The following is a 17,342-nucleotide window of genomic DNA, read 5'->3' as shown; positions in this document are numbered from 1 at the left end:
CGGTACCGCCGCCGAGTCACCCGGTCGCGACCTCGGCCGACGACCGTGCGCCCGGCCCGTCACCGCCCGGCACGGCACCGGTTGACCCGCCATCGGCCGGCCCGCCGCCGTCCGGCCCGCCGCTCTCCGGGCCGCCATCGTCCGGGCCGCTACCGTCCGGCCCGCCGCCGGCCGGGCGGTCCGCCCCCGGCTGGGTCCGGTCCGCCGAGTGGTCGAGCACCCGCAGCGCCGACAGCGCCGCCAACGGCACCACCACGGCTGCCGCAGCCCCGGCCACGTCCAACGCCGCGGCGCTCAACAGCCCGCCGATCACCGCCGCCACCGCGGTGCCCGCCATTGCCGCCCGGATCGCCGGGTAGATGCCGAACAGCCGCATCAGCCCGCCCCAGGGTTGCAGCAGCGCGAACCAGACCAACAACGCGCCGGCCAGCGCCAGCACCGTCAGCGGACTGTTGACCAGCGTGTCGAAGCTGGCGGCACTGGACCGCTGCACGGTCAGCCCGCCGGTACCGTCGCCGAGCGCGGCCAGGAACCGGCCGAGGCTGCCCCGCTCCCCCGGTGCCCGACCCAGATCCACCACCGCGAACCCGACCGTCACGGCCAACCCGGCCATCGCCGCCCAGGCGAGCCGGGTCAACGTCAGCCAGCCACCCGCGCTGATCGCCGCCGCCACGCTCACTCCAGCGGTCAGGGCGATCGCGCCGATCGAGTCGGCACCCAGATACGCGCTGCCGACGATCACCACGGCGGCCCCGCCCACCACGACCATGACGGTCGGGCGCCAGCCACGGCGCACCCGCTGGGCGAGCCAGCCGGCGCTGAGCAGGGCGGCGGCAGCGAAGACACCGAGGCCGACGGTACCGAGGCCGGCATAGCGGCCCCCCTCCAGCGCGGAATAGCCCACCACCCCGTTGAGCTGCAACCGGGCGCCGGTCACGACGTCCAGGCCGACGGCCAACGTGGTCAGCCCGGCCACCGCGCCGAGCGGACCCAGGGTGGCGCGATAGCCGGGTGTCAGCCGAACCAGCAGCGTCGCGGCAGCCAGCAACACGGCGGTCAGCCCGGCGAACGAGGCCGCCGGATACGCGAAGCGCCACCACGGCGCGGCCTCGGCGACCAACGCCGCCGGTATCGCGAGCGCGGCGGCGACCAGCAGCACCTCCACCGTCGCCACCACCGGACGCGGCACCGGTTTCGGTCCGTACGGCCCGGCGTGCCGGCGGGCCCGGCGCAGCAGCGGCAACACCGCCACCGCGAGCGCCACCTGAACGACGGCCAGCAGGGTGAAGAACCCGCCGGCCACCTTCCGCTGCGCGGCGGCTTCCCGGTCCGCGTCCGCCGGCTCGGCGATCGCGGCGGACAAATCAGCCGGCCGGCCGTCGACCGACTCGGCCGGCCGGCCGAGGAACGGCCGATCCGGCATCGGACGACCCAGGACGGCCAGCGCGGTCGGGGCCAGGTCGATCAGTTGCAGATAGCCACGGCGGTCCGTGCTGGGCGAGGTCAGCCAGCCCTCCTCCCAGCCCGGACCATGGGCAACGGCCACGTGCAGCCGGGACGGCAACTGAGTGTCGGAGACCCCGGCGACGATCACCAGCGATCGCGGCGGCCGGCCGTCGAGCACCCGGGCCAGTTGCGCGTCGGCGGCTCGGGCCGCCGCCGCCCGTACCGCCGGGTCGTCGCCCTCCACCGTGCCGAGGTCGACGATGCTGAGCACGCAGGAGCCGAGCAGCCCGGCGGGATCCGCCGGCAGCGTCGGCGCGTACCTGTCGACCCGACCGAACGGTCGAGCGGCGGCCACCGCCGCGCCCGGCCCGACCGCCACCGAACACCGCACCGACTCCGACAACGCACCGGGTACCGTGCCCCACGGCAACCGCTCCTGGTTGTGCACGGCAACGCTCTCCTGATCCGGCAGGTTCGCGCCGATGCCGTCCGGCTGCTCCACCGTCACGTCGACGGGCGGACACTGCCCGTCCACGCCGCGGCTGCCGGGCCAGGCGGCGAAGCTGCCCGCGCCGAGAGTCAGCCAGCCGTCCACGGGACAGGTGGGTCGATGTGCGGACCGCACCGACAGCGACCCGATCGAGCCCTCGCGGGCCAGCCGCCACAGCGTCGGCGTACGCTCCGCGTCCACATCGTCCCAGCGCAGCCCGGCCACGCCGACGAGAACCACATAGTCGGCGCTCTGCCGGGCCGGCGGGCTCTGCGGGCGGGCGGCCAGCGCGGTGACCCCGAGCGCCACCACCACCAGGGTGAGCAGGATCGGAGCGATACGGCGCAGCATCACCGGCGTCCCGTCGACGGGGCGTCTGCGTCCGGTGTCGCCGGCCCGGCCGGGCCGGGTGCCAGCTCGGCGTAGAGCGCGAGCAGTTGGGTGCGGGTCTGCGCCTCCGTCGGCCAGGTCAGCGCCCGCGCCGCGCCGCGCCGCGCCAGTTCGGCGCGGCCGGCCTCGTCATCGAGCAGGCGGCGTACCGCCGCGTCGACCGCGTCCACATCACCCGGCGGCACCAGCACCGCCGCGTCACCCACCAGCTCCGGCAGCCCACCCACCGCGGTCGCCACCAGCGGTACGCCGGCCCGCAGCGCCTCCTGCGCGAACAGTTGACGGGCCTCCCAGTCGCTGGTCACCACCGCGAGGTCGGCGCCGGTGAGCAGGTCCGCCACGTCCGTGCGGTGCCCCAGCAGGGTGACCGGTGCGCGGGCGGCGCTGATCCGGGCGGCCAGCGGCAGGTAGGCCGGTCCGCTGCCGGCGATCACGACAACCGGCGGCGGGGTGCGCTCCCGCCATCGGGCGGCGGCGTCGACCAGGACGTCGTACCGCTTCTGCGGATGCAGCCGGCCCACCGACAGGATCAACGGCTGGTCGGCAGCGACCGCGAACTCGGCCCGCACGGCGGCCCGGCGACGGCGCGGTGCGGGCGGTTCCGGCGCGGCGACCGGGGCGAGCCGGGCATCCCCCGCGCCCAACGCGACGGCCCGCGCCACCAGGTCACCCGAGGCGCCGAGGGTCACCCGGGCGTTCCGCGCCACGATCCGCTCCACCAACCGGGACAGGGCGCCGCGTACCCCGCCGGCCAGCACCGCGTTGTGCCAGGTGACCACGAGCGGGGCCGCCGGCCGGGCCAGCACCGCCACCAGCCCGGCGCGCAGCCCGTGCGCGTGCACCACGCTGACCTGCTCGGCGGCGAGCAGTCGGCGCAGCACGCCGACGGCGCGGGCGTCGCCCGGGGTGGGACTCGCCGGGATCTCCACGGGCCGGAACCGGGCACCGGCGGCCACGAAGTCGAACTGCTCCTGGGTCGCCGCCGGCCCGCAGACCAACACCGGCTGCCCGGCCGCAGCCAGCCCTCGCGCCACCGACCGGACATGCTGACCGACCCCGCCGGTGCTGGAAGCCAACAGCAACATCACCGTCCCCGGCTGGTCTGGAACGGCCGCCGGCCCATTCGTCGCGCTCACCGGACCCACTCTCCGTCCGCGACTGCGGGGCTCGCAAGCTCACTCCTCGCGCTCACCGAACCAACACTCCGTTCGCGACTGCGGGGCTCGCAAGCTCACTCCTCGCGCTCACCGGACCGCCTCCTCCTTCCGGTCGCCTGGCCGGGCCCGGCGCAGGCGTCGACCCAGGCCGGTCAACAGTGGCCGCAGGTCCTGCCGGTCGACCAGCCACACCACGGCGAGGAACACGACAGCGACCAGGACTCCGGACAGCATGCCCTGCATCAGTGCCGTCCACCGCGCCGGGGTGTCGCCACCGGCGCCCAGCAGCCGTAGCATCGCCACCGCCGCGACGGCGGCCGCACCACCGGCCAGCAAACCGGCAGCGCCGGCCCGCCCGGCGCCGGCCAACGCCTCCCGGCCGGCCGACCGGGCCACGGCGACCAGCAGCAGCACGCCGAGCAGCAGCATTCCCGCCGAGTTGGCCAACGCCACCGCCAGCACCCGGTCGGCCACCGGGAGCAGCGCCGACAGCGGAAGCAACGCCAGCGGTACCGCCAGCCAACCGGCGGTGATGGTGGCGGTCGCCGCCCGCGTCGCGCCCCGGGCGTACAACGCGCGGGACAGCACCGCGAACAGCCCGTACCCGAGCAGCCCGGGCGCGTAACCCGCGATCGCGGCGGCGGTCGCGTCGCTGTCGAGCGGGAAGAACCGGCCGATCGGGCCGGCCGCACCGACCAGTGCCGCAGCGCCGAGGAAGCTGCACAACAACACCCCACGCAGGGTCGCCGACAGCACCTTCCGGTAGGTCCGCTCGTCCGCCCCCGCCGCCGTGGCCAGGGTCGGGTACGCGGCGGTGGCCAGCGGCACCGCCAGCACCGCCCAGGGCAGCAGGTAGAACGTCTGTGCCAGGTTGAACACCTGGAACGCCTCGGTCCGGCCGCTGGAAAGCCGGTAGAGGATCACCGCCAGCGCGACCTGTTGGGCGGTGACCGTCACCACGCCGGCCACCGCCAGCCCGCGTACCCGGACCCGGGCGTCGGCCGGGAACGCGTACCCGGGGCGCAGCGTCAGGCGCAGCCGACGCAGCGGGATCAGCAGCGACAGCGACAACACCACCACGCCGAGGGTGGTGCCGACCGACAGGATCAGCTCACCGCCGCGGCCGGCCTGCGCCACGCTGGCGCCGGTACCGGCGGCCCCGGCGAAGACCAGGTAGACGACAACCACCGTGAGGCTGGACAGCAGCGGCGCGATCACCGGCCAGGCGAACCGCCGGTGCGCCTGGAGCACGCCGGTGAGCACGATGCCGATGCCGTACAGCGGCAGTTGCGGCGCGAAGACCCGCAGCATCCGGGCGCCGGCCGCCAGTTCCTCCGGTGACCGGCTGTCACCGAGCGCGGTGATGATCGGCCCAGCGCCCAGGGCCACCAGCACCGCCAGCGGCACGAGCAGCGTCACCGTCCAGGTGAGCAGGGCGCCGGTGGTGGCCGCGACCGCCCGCCGGTCCCCCGCCGCGACCGCGCCGGCGAGCAGCGGTACGACCAGGCTGGCCAACGCCCCGCCCGCGACGATCTCGAAGATGATGTTCGGGATGGTGTTCGCCAGGACGTACATCGCGCCCAGGTCGCTGTCCTGCACCACCCAGGTGAACACGGCGGTACGCCCGAACCCGGCCAGCCTGCTGACGACGGTGAGTACGGCGATGAGGGCGGCCGCTCCGGCCAACCGGCCGGCGCCGGCGAGGGGGGCCGGTCTGGTCACGTCAGTCGGCGCGTCGGCCCAGCGCGTCGAGCTCACGCAGCCCCGGCGTGCTCGCGATGACCTTCGTGAAGCTCACCTTCTCGCTGGCGGCGGTGAGCCCGGCGAGGACGGCGAGCAGCCCGGCCCGGCCGACCGGGCCGGTGCGGGCGGCCAGCGCCACCCCGAGCACCGCGCCGAGGGCGTTCGCGCCGCTGTCACCGAGCATCACGTCCTCGGCCAGGTCCGCGGGGAGCAGCCCGGCGGCGGCACCGGCCGCACCCGAGGCGATCCCCCCGTGCCGGCCACCGCTCAGTGGCGCACCGAGCAGCAGACCCGACTTCAGTGCCCGTCCGGGACGCAGGTCGAGCAGGTTGACCAGGTTCGCCGTGCCGGCCACCACCCCCGCGCCGAGCAGTACGTCGACGCCTCGTCCCCAGGTGCCCTGCCGGTGCCGACGACGATGCCCGGCCACGCCCGGGTCGGCGGCGAGCAGGGCGGCCGCCCCCAGACCGGCTGCGCCCACCCCAACGATCTTGACAAGGCCGGCGGTGACCCGGCCCTGCCGCAACGCGGCCAGATGCCCGGCGAAACCCTTTGCCGCCTTCTGCTCCGGACGGGCACCGACCACGTCGTCGTAGAGGCCCACGGCACCGGCGCCAAGCCCGGCCACCAGGGTGGCCGCGCCGGCCGGCACGCTCGCCGCCCCGCAGGCCGCGGCACTTGAGGCCCCCAACGCGAGGGCCGGGCCGGCGGCCAGGGTCACGGTGCGTCCCCGGAAGTTGGTCCGTTCCAGGGTCGGCGCGGGCGGTGAGGTACGGATCTCGCGCAGCGCGTACCGGGCGGCGACCGCCCCGATCCCGGCCACCAGGAGTCGACCGAAGACCGTCACGTCGCCGTCCCGCTCACTCACGCCATCCCCTCCCGCCGGCCGGCGGACATCGTCGGAATCGGGCACCCGGTGCCCCGTCAGGCCACTGAACCCTTGCCGGCCCGCACCGCTCGGCTGGTGCGCACCCGCGCCGACGCTGCGACGGGTCGGAGCGTGCGAAGTGGGTGAGAAGGGTTCACTGCGGCAGTCTAGGCACCAGCGAGGCGGCGCTGTCACCGACGCCGAAGTGACCGGCCTTACGCTCGGCGAGCTGCTGCACCAGCGCCAGGGTGGTGACCAGTTGCCCCTGGACCGTGTTGGCGTTGTCGATGGTCGAGATGGTCTGGGCGAGCACCGCGTCGCCCCGGACGAACGCCACCAGATTGCCGCCGGCCGAGCCGTTGCCAGCCACCACGATGCCCCCGGTCCGGTCGAACTGCTCGGCGATCTTGACGACGGATTCGTCCTTCTTGGCGGAGTCCTTGTCCACGTACGGCTGCCCGCTGACCACCACGACGGCCTCGGCCGGCGCGGTGATCCGGTCCGCGGTGGTCAGGTAGTTGGCGTTGCCGTACGCGGCCAGCACCGCCCGCCGGTCGGCCTCGGTGACCGGCTCCGCTCCGGCGGGCTGGTCCAGCAGCACGGTGGCCAGCAAAGCGCTGGAGGTTTCGACGCCGTGGCCGTTGCCGGGCAGCCCGGCGGTCGGCGCGTTGGTGGGCCGGGCCGCGGTGACCGCCAGTTCGAGCAGGTCGTTGTTGTTCTCCGGGTTGATGAACTTGTCCTGCAGATCGATCCGCCCGGTGACGTCGGCGCCGGCCAGCTGGAGCATGTTGAGCACACCCTCGGTGTGATCGCGACCGGTGGGCAGGCTGAGCACCAGCACCCGCTTGCCGCTGAGCGTGCCCGGCAGCATCACCTGGGCCATCTCGGCGGCGAAGTCCTCCTCCAGCTCCAGTTCCCGCTGCATGTTCTGGACCGCCTGGCGCATCTGCTGGTTGTCCTTGCGCAGCTCGTTGACGGTCTCCCGGAGCGAGTCCGCTACCGGACCGTTGAGCGCGGCGGTACCGACCACCAGGCCGATCGCCAGGGCGAGGAAGACCGCGGTCAGGGACACCACGTGGTACCGGAAGTTGATCACGCTTGCAGCCTCTTGATCGGTCGGGGGCTAGAAGAGCTGGCCGAGCTGGAACACAAAATTGTCCCACCACTCGGAGACCACGCCCAGGTACGCCTTACCGACGGTGGAGACGGCCACCGCCGAGGCCATGGCGGCGAGTGCCGAGAGGATCAGGAGCAACAGGGACGACCCGGAGATGCTCTGCCGGTACAGCCGGCTGACCCCCTTGGCGTCGACCAGCTTGCCACCGACCTTGAGCCGGGTGAGAAACGTCGACGCCATGCCGCCGCGCCCCTTGTCGAGGAACTCCACGAGCGTGGCGTGGGTACCCACCGCGACGATCAGCGAGGCGCCCTTCTCGTCGGCCAGCAGCATGGCGAGGTCCTCGCTGGTGGCGGCGGCGGGGAAGGTCACCGCCGGTACCCCCAGGCCGTTGACGCGCGGCAACCCCGGCGCCCGCCCGTCCGGGTACGCGTGCACGATCACCTCGGCGCCGCAGCGCAGCACGTCGTCGGTGACCGAATCCATATCGCCGATGATCATATCTGGGGTGTAGCCCGCCTCGACCAGGGCGTCGGCGCCCCCGTCGACGCCGATCAGCACCGGCTTGAACTCCCGGATGTACGGGCGCAGCACGTCCAGGTCGGCCTTGTAGTCGTAGCCCCGGACCACGATCAGACAGTGCCGGCCCTGCACCTCGGTGGCGATCTCGGGCACGCCGACGCCGTCGAGCAGCAGGTCCCGCTCCTGCTTGAGGTAGTCCATGGTGTTGGCGGCGAACGCCTCCAACTGCACCGACAGGCCCTCCCGGGCGTCGGTCATCGCCTTGGCCACGCTCTCGGCGTCCTGGCGACTGCCGTGCGCCACCGGGTCGTCGTTCAGGTAGACGGTGTTGCCCTCGATGCGCACCGTGTCGCCCTCACGGATCCGCTCGAAGATGCCCTCACCGAGATCGTCGAGCAGCGGGATACCCGCCGAGATCAGCACCTCCGGCCCGAGGTTGGGGTAACGGCCGGAAACCGACGGCTTGGCGTTGAGCACCGCGCCGACACCGACCGCGACAAGCGAGTCGGCAGCGACCCGGTCCAGGTCGACGTGGTCGATGACCGCGATGTCGCCGGGGCGGAGCCGGCCGACCATCCGCTTCGTGCGACGGTCGAGGCGCGCGGTGCCGAGGATCTGTCCCGGTTCCGCGTTCCGGGCCCGGCGCAACGTGGGTAGACGCATCGTGACCATCCTGGCATGTGAGGCAGGCGAATCTGTCGCGACATGCCTGAGCAGGGCCGCCTACCCAGGGAAACACACATGGGCGAAGGCCGGTGTGCCTCCGCTCACAATCGCGGTCTCAGGACCGCCGTTCCCTGGCCGCTACGGCCAGGAGTTCCTCGGCGTGAGCGATACCCAGATCCGAATCCGGCAAACCCGCAAGCATCCGGGCGAGTTCCCGGGCCCGCTCGGTGTCCTCCACCACCCGCACCCCGCTGGTGGTGACCGCGCCGCCGGTGTCCTTGGCCACCACCAGGTGCCGGTCGGCGAAGGCGGCGACCTGGGGCAGATGGGTCACCACCAGGACCTGGTGGCTGCGGGCCAGCCGAGCCAGCCGCCGGCCGATCTCCACCGCCGCCTGACCGCCGACCCCCGCGTCGACCTCGTCGAAGACCAGCGTCGGCGGGCCGCCGGAGCCGGCGAAAACCACCTCGATGGCGAGCATCACCCGGGACAGCTCACCGCCGGAGGCCCCCCGTTGCAGGGGCAGCGACGGCGCACCGGGGTGCGCCAGCAGCCGCAACTCGACCTCGTCACCGCCGTCGGGCCCGACACCGACGTCGACCCCGTTGACCGGCAACGTCGGCTCGGTCCGCCCGGCGGGTCGGGGCAGCACCGCCACCTCGATCCGGGCGTGTGGCATCGCCAGCCCGGCCAGCTCGACGGTGACCTGATCGGCGAACCGTGCCGCCGCCTCCTGCCGGGACAGCGACAGCCGGCCGGCCAGCTCGGCCACCTCGCCGGCCAGTCGGGACGCCTCCCGATCCAGCTCGTCGAGCAGCTCGTCGGAGTTGTCCAGCTCGGACAGTCTGGTCCGGGCCCGCTCCGCCCAGGCGATCACACCGTCGACGTCGTCGGCGTACTTGCGGGTCAACGCGCGCAACGCGGCCCGCCGCTCGTAGAGCGCCTGCAACCGAGCCGGGTCGGCGTCCAGGCCGGCGAGGTATGTGGACAGCTCCACCGAGACGTCAGCGACCAACGTGGCCGCCTCCTCCAGACGGACGGCCAGCTCACCGAGCGCCGGATCGGTGCCGGCCTGCGCCTCAAGCGTGCGCCGGGCGGTGCCCAGCAGCGTCGAGGCGTCCGGGGTGTCGTCGGTGGCCTCCAAGCCGCCGGCCACGCACTGATGGGCCAACTGGGCCGCGGTACGCAGACCCTCCGCGTGCTCCAGTCGCTGCGCCTCCGCCTTCAGCTCGTCGTCCTCGCCCGGCTGCGGATCCACCCGGGTGATCTCGTCGAGCCCCAACCGGAGCAGGTCGGTCTCCTGATGGCGTTCCCGCGCATTGCGCCGCCGGTCGGCCAGGTCGTCGACCACCCGACGCCACCGGGTGAACGCGTCCCGCGTCGCGTCGAGCAGCTTCTCGTGCTCGGGACCGGCGAACCGGTCCAGCGCGGCCCGCTGTTCGGCCGGTCGCAGCAGCCGCAGCTGGTCGGACTGACCGTGTACGGCGACCACCTGCTCACCGACCTCGCCGAGCATCGACACGGGCATGCCGCGGCCACCCAGATGGGCCCGGGACCGGCCCTCCACCGTGACCGTGCGACTCAGCAGCACGCAGCCGTCCTCGTCGGGCTCACCTCCGGCGTCGGTGATCCGGGCGTGCACCGTCTCCGCCACCCGGCCACCGAGGCGCAGCCGGCCCTCGACCACAGCCCGACCGGGCTCGGCGCGCACCCGGCCGGCGTCGGCCCGGCCACCGAAAAGCAGGCCGAGCCCCGTCACCACCATCGTCTTACCGGCACCGGTCTCGCCGGTGATGACGTTCATGCCGCCGGTCAGCGGCAGCGTCGTGTCCTCGATGACGCCCAGTCCGGTGATGCGTAGCTCCTCCAGCACAGCAACCGACAGTAGACGCGTGGCCCGACACTTGACCAGCCGGCGCGGCCGGCAGCCTCAGCGGCGGTTGCCCCGCCAGCCGTGCACCGGAAGGTCGAACTTGGCCACCAGACGCGCGGTGAACGACCGGTCCCGCAGCCGCACGATCCGCACCGGCAGGGTGCCCCGCCGCACGGTGACCCGGGCGCCCGGCGGCAGGTCGTAGACCCGCCGCCCGTCACAGCAGAGCACGGCCAAAGTGGTGAACGGGTCGACGGTGATCGTCATGGTGGAGGTGGGGGCCGTCACCAGCGGGCGGCTGAACAGCGCGTGCGCGCTGATCGGCACCAGCAGTAACGCCTCCACCTCCGGCCAGACCACCGGCCCGCCGCCGGAGAAGGCGTACGCCGTGGACCCGGTGGGCGTGGCACACACCACGCCGTCGCAGCCGTACCGGGACAGCGGTCGCCCGTCGACGTCGACGAGCAGTTCCAGCATCTGGGCCCGCTCGCCCTTCTCGACGCTGATCTCGTTGAGGGCCCACGACTCGATGGTCGGGCCACCGTCGAACTCCGCCGTCACGTCGAGGGTGAGCCGCTCATCGACGCTGTAGTTGCGGCTGACCACGTCACGGACCGCCTCGTCGAGATCGTCGATCTCCGCCTCCGCGAGGAAGCCGACCTTGCCGAGGTTGATGCCGAGCAGCGGCACCTTCGCCGGCCGGGCGAGCTCCGCGGCGCGCAGGAACGTGCCGTCCCCACCGAGTGCGAAGACGATCTCAGCGCCTTCGGCCGCCTCCGGCCCGGTCACCGGCACCACGCCCGGCAGGTCGAGATCCTCGGCCTCCTCGGCCACCACCCGCACCTCGAACCCGGCGGCGATCAGGTCCGCAGCGACCGCACGGGCATGCTCGGTGCTGCGCCGACGGCCGGTGTGCGTCACCAACAGGGCCGTGCGGGTCACCGCGACGACCCCCCGGAAACACCGCGCTGATGGTTCGCTCGCCGAGACCAGCTCACGCCGCTGTGCCAGCCGGTTCGCTCGCTCCGCTCGCTCACGCCACCGCCTCGCTCCGCTCACCGGCGGCGCGAGCCGCCACGCTGCTGTGCCAAACGGTTCGCTCGCTTCGCTCGCTCACGTGGCCACCTCCTCCGTCACCTCGTCCGGTCCGTCGCCGGACGTCACCGGGCCACCTGGCCCGGCCGCCACCACGGCCCGCACCCGCTCCGGGTCGACCGGTGGCGCGTCCCGGCGTAACCATACGAAGAACTCGACGTTGCCGCTCGGCCCCGGCAGGGGGCTGGCCGCGAGATCCGCCAGCCCCAGCCGCAGCGTCGCGGCTGCCGTGGCGACGTCCAGCACCGCCTGCGCCCGAAGCTCCGGATCGCGCACCACGCCACCGGCGCCGACCCGCTCCCGGCCCACCTCGAACTGCGGTTTGACCATCAGCGCCAGGTCACCGTCGGCCCGGGTGCAGGCCGCCAGGGCCGGCAGCACCAGCCGCAACGAAATGAACGACAGGTCGGCGACGGTCAGGTCGACCGGGCCGCCGATCGTCTCCGGGGCCAGCGTCCTGACGTTCGTGCGTTCGAAGACCCGTACCCGGGAATCGTTGCGCAGCGACCAGGCCAACTGGCCGTAGCCGACGTCCACCGCGACCACCTCGGCGGCCTCGGCGCGCAGCAGCACGTCGGTGAAGCCACCTGTGGAAGCGCCAGCGTCCAGGCAGCGTCGACCTTGCACCGCCAGCCCGGCAGGGGCGAACGCGGCGAGCGCCCCGGCCAGCTTGTGCCCGCCCCGGGAAACGTACTCGGAGGTCGGGTCGGCGCCGCTGACCAGCAACGGATCGGCGGGATCAACCATCGCGGCGGCCTTGCGGGCCGGCACCCCACGCAGCTGCACGCGGCCAGCCTCCACCAACGCGACCGCCTGCTCGCGGGAGCGGGCCAGACCGCGTCGGACGAGTTCGGCGTCCAACCGGTTACGCCGTGCCATGGGTGGACGCGCCTCCTCAGGCCTGGTCGATGGTGGCCAGCGTCTCCCGCAGCGTCTGGTACGCGGCCTCGTACTGGGCGATCTGGTCGGCGGGTCCGAGCGTCGCGGCGTTCGCGATCGCCTGCATCGCGGCCTCCACCGCCGGATGCCCGTCGTCCTGCCCGCCCTCACCGGTCCAGCGCTGCGGCGGTGGACCCGGGCGCGGACCCGGCGGCGGGCCGGGCCGCGGCGCGGTCATACAGCACCGTCCGGACGCGGCGGTGCGGCCTTGGTCGGTCGCGATACCGGTTCACCATCGGCGGTACGCACGACCGTTCCGGATGCCTTCTTGGCCACGGTCTTCTTCGCGACCGCCTTCTTGGCCACCGCTTTCTTAGCGACCGCCTTCTTCGCGACTGCCTTCGTCGGTGGGGCCGCGGCGGCGGTCGATGGCGTCCCAACGGAGGGGGTCTCGACGGACTCGGGGGACGCCACCGGGCCCGGCGCGGCGTCGCTGGTGGGCGTACCGGAAGCGGCCCGGAGCTGGCGTTCCAACTCGCGCACCCGGCGGTCCAGTTCGGCGACCTCCTCGGCGGTGGCCAGGCCCACCACGCCGAGCGCCCGCTCGACCTCGAACCGCACCAATTTCGTCAGGGCCTCACGGTTGGCCGCGCCGGTCGACCGCAACTCCTCGGCGAGGGTCTGCAACTGGGCCGCCGTCGCACCTGTCGATCCCATCGCCCGGCGCACCGCGTCCTGTGCTTTCTTCCGGGGCGCCTCCGTCAGGCCCATGGCCAGTTCGAGGTAGGTACGCCACGCGTCCTGCATGCCTGAGTCCTTTCGCCCGACGGCTGTGCAGGTGTCACGCTACCGGGCCGTCGGAAGCGTCCTGTGGGGTACGGTGCCGGGAGACGACGTGGTGTGGCGAGGAGGCGATTGGTGGCCACGGTGGACGAGTGTCGGCAGGCGTTGCAGGATCTGGCCGCCCGGCTCGAGCGCAACGCGGAGACCGTACGCGATCGCGTGGACCTGGATCGCACCCTGGCCTGCCGGATCACTGATCTGGAGACCGCCTTCCACGGCCGGCTCACCGGCGGCAGGCTGGTGGAGCTCGCCGACGGTGACGACCCGAAAGCGAAGATCGCGATGAGCACCACCAGTGACGACCTGCTGGCCCTGGTTCGCGGCGATCTCGACGTCACCCGCGCGGTCGCCAACCGCCGCGTGTCGATCAAGGCGAACCCGTTCGACCTGATGAAGCTGCGCAAACTGCTCTGACCCGGTCAGGGCGTCAGGCCGAGCTGCTCCAGCGCCTTCGCCGCCTCCGGGGAGGCCGGCCGGATCGGGCCGGTGGGATGACTGCGCCAGGCCACCGCGCAGAGCGCGGCAAGCGCGTCCAGCGCACGCCCCGAGCCGGACAGCTGCCAGTCGTCGGCCCCGGTGATGGTCACCTGCCAACCACCGTGGTCGGCGTCCGACGCCGGCACCCGTACCACACCGTCGGAGTCGAAGAGGCCGGTCAGGTCCCATGAGACGTACGTCGGCCGCCGCTCTGCGGGCGCGGCGAGCAGCTCGGCGGCGTCGCTGACCCCGGTGAGGACCAGCAGGCTGTCCAGACCGGCCCGGTTGGCGCCCTCGATGTCGGTGTCCAGCCGATCGCCGACGACCACCGTACGACCGTTGTCCGCCCGCCGGGCGGCGGTGGCGAACAGCTCCGGTGCCGGCTTACCGACGATCTCGTCCGGGTCCCGGCCGAGCGCGGTGGCCAGCGCGGCCACCAGTGCGCCGTTGCCCGGCAACGGCCCACGCCCGCTGGGCAACGTACGGTCGGTGTTCGTGGCCACCCAGGTCGCGCCGGCCCGTACCGCCACCGCGGCCTCGGCCAGATTGGCCCAGCCCACCTGCGGGCCGTACCCCTGGATGACCGCGACCGGGGCCTCGTCGGCAGTGGAGACCGGCTTGAGCCCGGCCTCGCTGATCTCGGCCCGGAGCGCCTCGGCGCCCACCACGAGCACCGGCGCGCCCGCCGGCAGCCGCTCACCCAGCAGCTGGGCGGCTGCGGCGGCGCTGGTGAGCACCTCATCCGGTCGCGCCGGCACACCCATCCCGGTGAGCAGGTCGGCCACGTCGGCGGCGCGGCGCGAGGCGTTGTTCGTCGCGTACGCGACGGCTCGGCCCTCACCGTGCAGCCGGGCGACCGTTTCGACCGCGCCGGGGATCGGCTGATCGATCAGGTAGATCACTCCGTCCAGGTCGAAGACGACCAGGGCGTAACCGTCAACCAGCCGGTCCCCGCTCATCGCTGCCGTGCCCCCGGTTCCTCGGTCCCGTCCGCCTCGCGTCGGTCCGCACTGAGTTCGGCGACCTCCGGCGCGGCCTCGTTGTCCGCTGCCACGTCCTCGGCCACGCCGCCGTCGGCCGCATCGCGCCGACCGTCAGTGGCCAACGTGTCGACCGGCTGATCGCCGGCAAGCTGGTCGTCGGCGGACTGGTCGTGCGCCCGCTCCCCGACCGCCGCGTCGTCGCCGTTCGACTGCTCGACGGCGGCCGGCTCCGCGCCGGTGGTCGCATCGTGCTCGGGCCCGTCGGACGCCAGGTCACTGCCGACCGGGTCATCCTGGTCGGACACGTCGGCGGTGGTCGACGGGCCGGCGTCCGGGCTGGTCGGTACGGCACCGGGGGCACCAGGACCAGCAACCAGTTCCTCGGTCACCTCGTCCTCGTCGTCGCCCTCGATGACCACACCGTCGAGTTCGAGCAGCCGCTCGGCCGCGTCGGTCTCCGCCTCGGTGTCCACCTCCGCCGCGCGGGAGAACCACTCCCGTGCCTCGGCTCGCCGCCCGACGGCCAGCAGCGCGTCGGCGTACGCGTACCGCAGCCGTGCCGTCCACGGCTGAACGGTGTCGCTGGTCAGGTCGGGGACCTGAAGCATCGCCACGGCCGCGTCCCGCTGGCCGAGGTCGCCGCGCGCACCAGCGGCCACGATCAGCAGTTCGGTCGCCACCGCCGGGTCCAGCTTCTCCTGGTCGGCACCCCGGAACAGGTCGATGGCACGCTCGGGACGGCCCAGTGCCCGCTCGCTGTCCGCAATCACGGCGAGGTGGCTCTGCGCACCGCTCATCCGGTGGTACGTCCGCAGCTCGGCGATGGCCGACTGCCACTCCCCGGCGTGGTAGGCAGCCAGGCCGACTGCCTCCCGGACTGCGGAGATCCGCGATGCGAGCCGGCGAGCGGCCAGTGCGTGCGCGAGCGCCTCGGCCGGGTCCTCGTCGATCAGTTGGCCGGTCGCCACGAGGTGCCGGGCAACGGTGTCCGCGACCGGCTTCGCCAGCGACAGCAGTTCGGCGCGGACGTCCTTGTCCAGGTCGGTCGCGACGATCTCGTCGGAAAGCGCCGGCGCCTCCGTACGACCGTCCTCGGCCGCACCAGGTCCGTCCCGGTCCTCACGCTGCCCGAAGCGACGCTCGCCGTCCCGGAATCCACCGCTGCGGCGCTCGCCGTCCCGGGATCCAGCGCTGCGGCGCTCGCCGCCACGGTCATCCGCTCCACGACGGAATCCGCTCTCGCGGCGCTCGCCGAAGCCACCCGCTCCACGAGCGCGGTCACCGCCACGGAACCCGCCCTCACGACGCTCACCGCCACGGAAACCACCCTCGCGACGGTCGCCCTCGCGGAAACCACCTTCACGACGGTCACCGCCACGGAACCCGCCCTCGCGGCGCTCCCGGAAATCGCCGTCCCGGCGCTCACCGCTGCGGAACCCGCCCTCACGACGCTCACTGTCGCGGAAACCACCGTCCCGACGGTCACCACCACGGAAGCCACCCTCGCGACGCTCCCCGTCGCGGAAGCCACCCTCGCGACGCTCCCCGCCACGGAAACCACCCTCGCGGCGCTCCCGGAAATCGCCGTCCCGACGGTCACCGCTGCGGAACCCGCCCTCACGACGGTCACCCTCGCGGAAACCACGCTCGCGACGCTCCCCGCCACGGAAACCACCCTCGCGACGCTCGCCACCACGGAAGCCACCGTCACGGCGGTCACCACCACGGAACCCGCCCTCACGGCGGTCACCACCACGGAACCCGCCCTCGCGACGCTCGCCACCACGGAAACCGCCCTCACGACGCTCACCATCGCGGAAGCCACCGTCACGGCGGTCGCCGCCACGGAACCCGCCCTCGCGACGCTCCCCGTCACGGAAGCCACCGTCACGGCGGTCGCCGCCACGGAACCCACCGTCACGGCGGTCGCCCTCGCGGAAACCACCGTCCCGACGGTCACCACCACGGAAACCACCGTCACGACGGTCACCACCACGGAACCCGCCCTCGCGACGCTCCCCGTCACGGAAGCCACCGTCACGGCGGTCACCGCCACGGAAACCACCCTCGCGACGCTCACCACCACGGAACCCGCCCTCGCGACGCTCCCCGTCACGGAAGCCACCGTCACGGCGGTCGCCGCCACGGAAACCACCCTCGCGACGCTCACCACCACGGAACCCGCCGGAGCGTTCGCCGCTATCGCGTCGGAACCCGCCGTCGCGACGGTCGCCATCGCGACGGTCGGCGCCGCGGAAGCCCCCAGTGCCACGGTCCCTGTCGCCGGAGCCGTCGCGGCCGCCGAAGCCACGGTCGCTGCGCTCGCCTCGGAACCCACCGCCCGAGCGGCCGCTGTCGCGGAAGCCGCCCTCGCGACGGTCGCCGTCTCGGCGGAAGCCGCCGGACCTGGGACGGTCGCTGCCGTACCCGCCGGCGTCGCGTCCGCCGTCGCGAGAGCCTCGCTCCTCTCCCCGGTCCTGGCGCGACGGGCGGTCGCCGCGGCGGGGTCCGCCGTCGCGATCCGCCGACCGACCCTCGTGGCCCCGGGGGCGGTCGCCGCCCTGAGGTGCTGAACTCACAGGTACATCCTTCCTGAGTACGCCGTATCAACGACGCAACGCAGTCGAGGGCCAACCCGATTCCGGGTGGCCCTCGACTGTGACGTGTGTCCGGCGGTGTCCTACTCTCCCACACCCTCCCGGGTGCAGTACCATCGGCGCTGGAGGGCTTAGCTTCCGGGTTCGGAATGAGACCGGGCGTTTCCCCTCCGCCATGACCGCCGTAACCTTATCA

At 73.5% G+C, this 17,342-nt stretch carries 15 protein-coding genes and 1 rRNA gene; 2 read left to right on the top strand and 14 right to left on the bottom strand.

Annotated elements, in window-relative coordinates; all coding sequences use genetic code 11:
• Positions 1-16: 16 nt before the first annotated feature.
• The 11 genes from KBX50_RS25545 to KBX50_RS25495 form a co-directional block, all read right to left on the bottom strand.
• On the bottom strand, positions 17-2,287 hold the full coding sequence (locus KBX50_RS25545; RefSeq protein WP_210940228.1) for a hypothetical protein: 2,271 nt from the start codon (positions 2,285-2,287) through the stop codon (positions 17-19).
• On the bottom strand, positions 2,287-3,411 hold the full coding sequence (locus KBX50_RS25540; protein WP_210940261.1) for a glycosyltransferase family 4 protein: 1,125 nt from the start codon (positions 3,409-3,411) through the stop codon (positions 2,287-2,289). Before KBX50_RS25540 ends, KBX50_RS25545 begins: the two co-directional genes overlap by 1 nt.
• 159 nt (positions 3,412-3,570) lie before the next feature.
• The gene (gene murJ, locus KBX50_RS25535; protein ID WP_210940227.1) at positions 3,571-5,205 is read right to left on the bottom strand and encodes a murein biosynthesis integral membrane protein MurJ; all 1,635 of its coding nucleotides are present in this window, start codon (positions 5,203-5,205) and stop codon (positions 3,571-3,573) included.
• 1 nt (position 5,206) lies between these two features.
• Positions 5,207-6,073 carry a hypothetical protein gene (locus KBX50_RS25530; RefSeq protein WP_210940260.1) on the bottom strand — a complete coding sequence of 289 codons (867 nt, stop codon included), beginning with the start codon at positions 6,071-6,073 and terminating at the stop codon, positions 5,207-5,209.
• A gap of 175 nt (positions 6,074-6,248) precedes the next feature.
• Complete coding sequence (locus KBX50_RS25525; protein ID WP_210940226.1) at positions 6,249-7,190, bottom strand: copper transporter; 942 nt, start codon at positions 7,188-7,190, stop codon at positions 6,249-6,251.
• 27 nt (positions 7,191-7,217) lie between these two features.
• A complete protein-coding gene (gene steA / locus KBX50_RS25520) occupies positions 7,218-8,396 on the bottom strand; it encodes a putative cytokinetic ring protein SteA (RefSeq protein WP_210940225.1) in 1,179 nt (392 codons plus the stop codon).
• 118 nt (positions 8,397-8,514) lie between these two features.
• Positions 8,515-10,272: a DNA repair protein RecN gene (gene recN / locus KBX50_RS25515; RefSeq protein WP_210940224.1), complete on the bottom strand. Its 1,758-nt coding sequence runs from the start codon at positions 10,270-10,272 to the stop codon at positions 8,515-8,517.
• A 57-nt stretch (positions 10,273-10,329) separates the two neighbouring features.
• A complete protein-coding gene (locus KBX50_RS25510; RefSeq protein ID WP_093409756.1) occupies positions 10,330-11,214 on the bottom strand; it encodes an NAD kinase in 885 nt (294 codons plus the stop codon).
• A gap of 171 nt (positions 11,215-11,385) precedes the next feature.
• A complete protein-coding gene (locus KBX50_RS25505) occupies positions 11,386-12,246 on the bottom strand; it encodes a TlyA family RNA methyltransferase (protein WP_210940223.1) in 861 nt (286 codons plus the stop codon).
• A 16-nt stretch (positions 12,247-12,262) separates the two neighbouring features.
• On the bottom strand, positions 12,263-12,484 hold the full coding sequence (locus KBX50_RS25500; protein ID WP_210940222.1) for a hypothetical protein: 222 nt from the start codon (positions 12,482-12,484) through the stop codon (positions 12,263-12,265).
• Positions 12,481-13,053, bottom strand: coding sequence for a phasin family protein (locus KBX50_RS25495; protein ID WP_210940221.1), 573 nt, complete (start codon positions 13,051-13,053; stop codon positions 12,481-12,483). Before KBX50_RS25495 ends, KBX50_RS25500 begins: the two co-directional genes overlap by 4 nt.
• Positions 13,054-13,164: 111 nt before the next feature.
• Between KBX50_RS25495 and KBX50_RS25490 the strand changes: the two genes are divergently transcribed.
• A complete protein-coding gene (locus tag KBX50_RS25490) occupies positions 13,165-13,503 on the top strand; it encodes an SCP2 sterol-binding domain-containing protein (RefSeq protein WP_093409767.1) in 339 nt (112 codons plus the stop codon).
• Between the two features lie 5 nt (positions 13,504-13,508).
• Here the strand turns inward: KBX50_RS25490 and KBX50_RS25485 are convergent, their stop codons facing one another.
• Both KBX50_RS25485 and KBX50_RS25480 read right to left on the bottom strand, forming a co-directional pair.
• On the bottom strand, positions 13,509-14,525 hold the full coding sequence (locus KBX50_RS25485) for an HAD-IIA family hydrolase (protein ID WP_210940220.1): 1,017 nt from the start codon (positions 14,523-14,525) through the stop codon (positions 13,509-13,511).
• Positions 14,522-15,562 carry a tetratricopeptide repeat protein gene (locus KBX50_RS25480; protein WP_374224732.1) on the bottom strand — a complete coding sequence of 347 codons (1,041 nt, stop codon included), beginning with the start codon at positions 15,560-15,562 and terminating at the stop codon, positions 14,522-14,524. The genes KBX50_RS25485 and KBX50_RS25480 overlap by 4 nt, the downstream gene beginning before the upstream one ends.
• Between KBX50_RS25480 and KBX50_RS25475 the strand changes: the two genes are divergently transcribed.
• A complete protein-coding gene (locus tag KBX50_RS25475) occupies positions 15,467-17,122 on the top strand; it encodes a hypothetical protein (RefSeq protein WP_210940218.1) in 1,656 nt (551 codons plus the stop codon). The genes KBX50_RS25480 and KBX50_RS25475 overlap by 96 nt on opposite strands.
• A 94-nt stretch (positions 17,123-17,216) precedes the next feature.
• Here KBX50_RS25475 and rrf read toward each other — a convergent pair.
• Positions 17,217-17,333: ribosomal RNA gene (rrf, locus tag KBX50_RS25470) — 5S ribosomal RNA — on the bottom strand.
• Between the last annotated feature and the right edge of the window lie 9 nt (positions 17,334-17,342).

Source organism: Micromonospora sp. C51 (genome assembly GCF_018070435.1).
In the GTDB taxonomy this organism is placed as follows: domain Bacteria; phylum Actinomycetota; class Actinomycetes; order Mycobacteriales; family Micromonosporaceae; genus Micromonospora; species Micromonospora sediminimaris.
The sequence above is the reverse complement of the archived record's forward strand: the minus strand, read 5'-3'. Positions and strand labels throughout refer to the sequence as shown.

Bases quoted from the DNA above. Each gene is read 5' to 3' on its own strand.
- KBX50_RS25545 (WP_210940228.1), bottom strand. From the start codon at position 2,287: ATGCTGCGCCGTATCGCTCCGATCCTGCTCACCCTGGTGGTGGTGGCG.
- KBX50_RS25495 (WP_210940221.1), bottom strand. From the start codon at position 13,053: ATGCAGGACGCGTGGCGTACCTACCTCGAACTGGCCATGGGCCTGACG.
- KBX50_RS25540 (WP_210940261.1), bottom strand. From the start codon at position 3,411: ATGTTGCTGTTGGCTTCCAGCACCGGCGGGGTCGGTCAGCATGTCCGG.
- KBX50_RS25505 (WP_210940223.1), bottom strand. From the start codon at position 12,246: ATGGCACGGCGTAACCGGTTGGACGCCGAACTCGTCCGACGCGGTCTG.
- KBX50_RS25500 (WP_210940222.1), bottom strand. From the start codon at position 12,484: ATGACCGCGCCGCGGCCCGGCCCGCCGCCGGGTCCGCGCCCGGGTCCA.
- steA (WP_210940225.1), bottom strand. From the start codon at position 8,396: ATGCGTCTACCCACGTTGCGCCGGGCCCGGAACGCGGAACCGGGACAG.
- KBX50_RS25485 (WP_210940220.1), bottom strand. From the start codon at position 14,525: ATGAGCGGGGACCGGCTGGTTGACGGTTACGCCCTGGTCGTCTTCGAC.